Source organism: Microcoleus sp. w1-18aA5 (genome assembly GCF_036701705.1).
Lineage (GTDB): Bacteria > Cyanobacteriota > Cyanobacteriia > Cyanobacteriales > Microcoleaceae > Microcoleus.
In genome coordinates this window covers 67,612-71,721 of sequence record NZ_JAUPTE010000026.1, presented here as the reverse complement: position 1 = coordinate 71,721, position 4,110 = coordinate 67,612, and the positions used below count along the sequence as shown (strand labels likewise).

The 4,110-nt window shown below is 47.9% G+C and carries 4 protein-coding genes; 2 read left to right on the top strand and 2 right to left on the bottom strand.

The window, feature by feature from the left end:
* The first annotated feature begins 181 nt into the window (after positions 1 to 181).
* Positions 182 to 1,483 (top strand): serine hydrolase, encoded by a 1,302-nt coding sequence (locus Q5691_RS12145; protein WP_333209201.1) that lies wholly within the window; start codon positions 182 to 184, stop codon positions 1,481 to 1,483.
* Positions 1,484 to 1,539: 56 nt separating this feature from the next.
* Positions 1,540 to 2,376 carry an alpha/beta hydrolase gene (locus tag Q5691_RS12140; RefSeq protein ID WP_333209199.1) on the top strand — a complete coding sequence of 279 codons (837 nt, stop codon included), beginning with the start codon at positions 1,540 to 1,542 and terminating at the stop codon, positions 2,374 to 2,376.
* A gap of 128 nt (positions 2,377 to 2,504) precedes the next feature.
* On the opposite strand, the gene Q5691_RS12135 is transcribed toward Q5691_RS12140, so the two are convergent.
* Together Q5691_RS12135 and rlmB are read right to left on the bottom strand one after the other, a co-directional pair.
* The gene (locus Q5691_RS12135; protein ID WP_333037226.1) at positions 2,505 to 2,783 is read right to left on the bottom strand and encodes a DUF1816 domain-containing protein; all 279 of its coding nucleotides are present in this window, start codon (positions 2,781 to 2,783) and stop codon (positions 2,505 to 2,507) included.
* Positions 2,784 to 3,076: 293 nt separating this feature from the next.
* On the bottom strand, positions 3,077 to 4,110 hold a 1,034-nt coding region (gene rlmB, locus Q5691_RS12130), incomplete at its 5' end, for a 23S rRNA (guanosine(2251)-2'-O)-methyltransferase RlmB (RefSeq protein WP_333209197.1).

Genomic DNA, 4,110 nt, shown 5'->3' with positions numbered 1-4,110 from the left:
TCTAAAATCTAAAATCTAAAATCTAAAATCTAAAATCTAAAATCTAAAATCTAAAATCTAAAATCTAAAATCTAAAACCTAAAATCTAAAATCTAAAATCTAAAATCTAAAATCTAAAATCGTTTGACTGATGTAACAATAGCTGCTTATATTGAATGTGGTGGTGTTGAGGATGTTAAATATGCGAGATATTAGGTGTTTTTTGTCGATCGCCAACAAGATGGCGGCAGTAGTAGCCGGCATTGGACTGGTTCAGATGTTAACCATCGCAAGTTCATTCTCTCAATCATCTAACCCGCGTTCCCTCGACGAACTCTACAAAATTCGCGATGGGCTGATCACCGAATTAGAACAACCCTCATCTCCCTCCCCAGAACCAACCATCCTTTCCGGCTTAGTTCCCTTCGCGGCTAATCCTCAAGAACAACTGCTACAGCAGTTGCAAGCGGTGGAAGCTCAAATATTAGTAGAACAGAGGGCTAACGACAACTTACAGCAAGCAGTCCGTTTAGCCAACAGAGCCGTAGAAACTAAACGGCAGCCAAATAAGTCGATCGAATCTTCGCAGCAAACTCAATTTTTCTGGCATCAGGCCCTCAACAACTTGCAGGAAGTTCCTCAAAATTCATTTTTAGCTTCCGTCACTGCCTCAAAAACTCAAGAATACCGGGAAAATTTAACAGCAGCAACCTTTCAAGTGCAGCAAGCAAAATCTGATTTCTTGGGTGTGCTTGCCCGAGAAAGCGGTTTGTCGGCTCAAGCTTCGATCGGTATTTGCAACCTTTCTAGAGAATGCGTAAACCTCCGGGGCGATGTACCTCCTGTCAGTCCAGCCAGCTTAATTAAACTGCCGATTGCTGTCGCCCTGATGCAAAAAGTCGAAAAAGAAAAAATTAGTCTGAACCAGGAAGTATTCGTCACTCGGAGTAATTTCACCGAAGACGCATCGGCAAAGATTACGTCCAATCGCAATTACCCGCTACAGCTACTGTTAGAAGAAATGATCTATCGCAGCAGCAATATCGCCACCAATCAACTGATCGATTATTTAGGTTCTGATTACATCAATCAATATTTAGATAATAGCGGCTACGAAGTCACCCGCGTGAACTTCAAGTTGATGGGGGAAAGAATTATGCCGTCCAACCCCGGTTCGGGTCGCAACCGCGTGACTGCTAACGAACTCACCGAAATGATGGTGCAAATTTACAACGGCGAAACACCCGGTGCTAAACTGTTAATAGAAACTCTCAACCGCCAGTACGATCACGCTCTGGGATTTGCTGCCTTGGAAGGAACTAAAGCTCAGTGGTTGGGGGAAAAAACTGGTCAAAATTCCTGGGTACTCGGCACAACTTTAGCGATGAGCATTGACGACGAGGCCTATGTGATTACTGTGATTGACAGCCGCAGCGGCGAGCTACAAATGCGCCAGTCTATTTCTAAAATTGCCGATTACATGGTCCGAAACCCCAGCTTTTAACCGCTGGAATGTACAATTTATAGCGGGGGACAACGCACCGCCCAAGCAGTTAAAAAATGCCGCATCAACAACTCAGTGTTTCCGTCGAAGGTAAGGGATTTCCGATTCTTTGCTTGCACGGCCATCCAGGTTCCGGCGATTGTATGTCGGTATTCACAGAACACTTATCAAAACGCTTCCAGACGATCGCCCCAGACTTGCGCGGCTACGGCAACAGTCGCACCTCAACTTTCTTTGAAATGACCGATCATCTGGTGGATTTAGAAGCACTATTAGACAGATTAGGAGTCGATCGGTGTTTGGTGATCGGATGGTCTTTGGGAGGGATTTTAGCGATGGAATTAGCCATGAAATATCCCCAGCGAGTTACAGGTTTGATTCTACTCGCATCCGCAGCCAAACCGCGAGGAAGTCACCCTCCCATCTCTTGGCAAGATAACCTTTACACGGGTTTAGCGGGAATTATCAATTGGGTGATACCCGGTTGGCAGTGGAATATTGATACTTTTGCGAGGCGATCGCTCTTTCGCTACTTGATACAGCAGCATAACGCCACCCCTTACCGCTACTTAGCACAGGCAGGTACTCCCGCCTACCTCAAGACTTCCAACACGGCCACGAAGGCATTAAATACCGCTCTCAGGGCAGGATACGATCGACTGCTCCACCTGGGCGACATTCATTGTCCGTGCTTAGTGTTGGCCGGAGAAGGCGATCGGCACATCACCTCAGCATCCAGTCTAGAAACCGCCCGCCATCTGCACGACTGTCAGTGGCAGTGCTATCCCAATACAGCCCACTTGTTTCCTTGGGAAATTCCCGATCAGGTAATCGCAGACATCGATCGCTGGATTGAGAGTCATCCCGAAGCAGTTGGCAATTGCGAGTGTTGAGTTTTGAGTGTGTCAGAAGCAATTTATCACCCAACAGTCAAATGTTTTGAAGTTACAACTCACAACTCAAAACCGCACAGCGTTGCTAGGGAAGCGTAGGCCTCTCAAAACTTAAAACTCCCCTGTTTCTACTGACCGCTCAAAACCGGCCACAGCCCTCCATCACCAAGCTTTCCCAAATCTTCTGCAACCGTCAAAGTAATTGGTTTGCAGCGGTGAATAGAAACACTAACACCTTCTGCCCCCTCATTTTCTATGTCTTCTACATATCCTGCTTTTGCAGCTTCCGCCTCTCCATCGGTTAAGAACGGGCCAAAATAGTAAATGCACCGCGGCGCTGAAGTTTTAACTTCAACCCACCAAGCCAATCCGAAAAAGTTGAGCAAGCTAATCAAGAATTCTTTCATCTGCTTTTCTAATGTATTTGACGGTGTTTTCTGGGTGCTGCGAACACGCCTAGGCTTTTGTTATTTACACGTGGCTGACTGCTGCCAAGAACCGATCCAAACCTATTTAAATATATCTAAATAGATGGGTGTCGAATTCTTGTTTGAACGTAGGAGCTATGCCCCTTCTACTTTCGCATGAACAAGTAACGACAGTCGATCGGCTATCCTTACTTGTTCCGGGTGTGGTGCCACTCCATTCTGGGTGGCATTCACAATAAGCTACTCTGTTGTGCTCTTTTTTTCAACCACCTTTACGATCCGTGTACGTGAAACTTTTTGGGCCCACGCTGACGGTAAATTTCGTATAAAGCCATCCCCGTTGCTACCGAGACATTCAGGCTAGGAGTATGGCCTCTTAAAGGAATTGAAACTAATCCGTCACATCCGCGCTGTATCAAAAGGCTCAAACCGTCAGCTTCACCACCCACCACTAAAACAGTGGGCCCGGAGAACTTGACTGTCTCTATAGATTGACCGACGCCTGCTGCAGTGCCATAAATCCAGAATCCAGCCTCTTTGAGTTCTTCCAGCGCCCGGTTAAGATTGACAACCCTCGCCACTGGCAGGCTTTCCAATGCCCCTGCTGCCACTTTTCTCACTGCCGAGGTAATCCCAACAGCCCGTCGCTGCGGAATCACCATGCCCTGAGATCCCAATGCTTCTGCGGTGCGAATGATCGCCCCAAGATTGTGCGGGTCGTTGAGTCCTTCTGCCACCACAATTACTGGATCTTCGCAAGCCGACTTAGCCTTTGCGATCAGTTCGCTCAAATCCAGGTATTCGTAAGCTGATACTTGGGCGGCTACGCCTTGGTGGTTCGCTTTGCGCGTGATGTAGTCGAGGCGCAAATCGTCAACTTCGTCAATAATGCTGCCGTTGGCTTTGGCTTCGGTTAGCAAGCTATGAAAGCGGGGATCGTAGCGCAGGTGGGGGACAACCCAGATCCGGTTTAGAACTTGGTTTGTTTCTAAAGCCGCTTGCACCGCATGGCGGCCGTAAATCATGTCGTCTGTGTCTGCGTCTGGTTGCACGACTGTATTTGAGGCAGTGTCAACAGGGCGAGTGTCTCTGTCTTTGTCTCTGTCTCTGAAATGGTTGCCCCGGAATTCCTGCGGGCTCTTGTCTTTGTCTCTGTCTTTGTAATAATTGCCCCTGGATTCCTGGGGGCTGCTGTCTCTGTCTCTGTCTCGGAAATTGTTGCGGGCCGGCTGGGGGCTGCTGTCTCTGTCTCTGTCTCGGAAATTGTTGCGGGCCGGCTGGGGGCTGCTGTCTCTGTCTCTGTCTC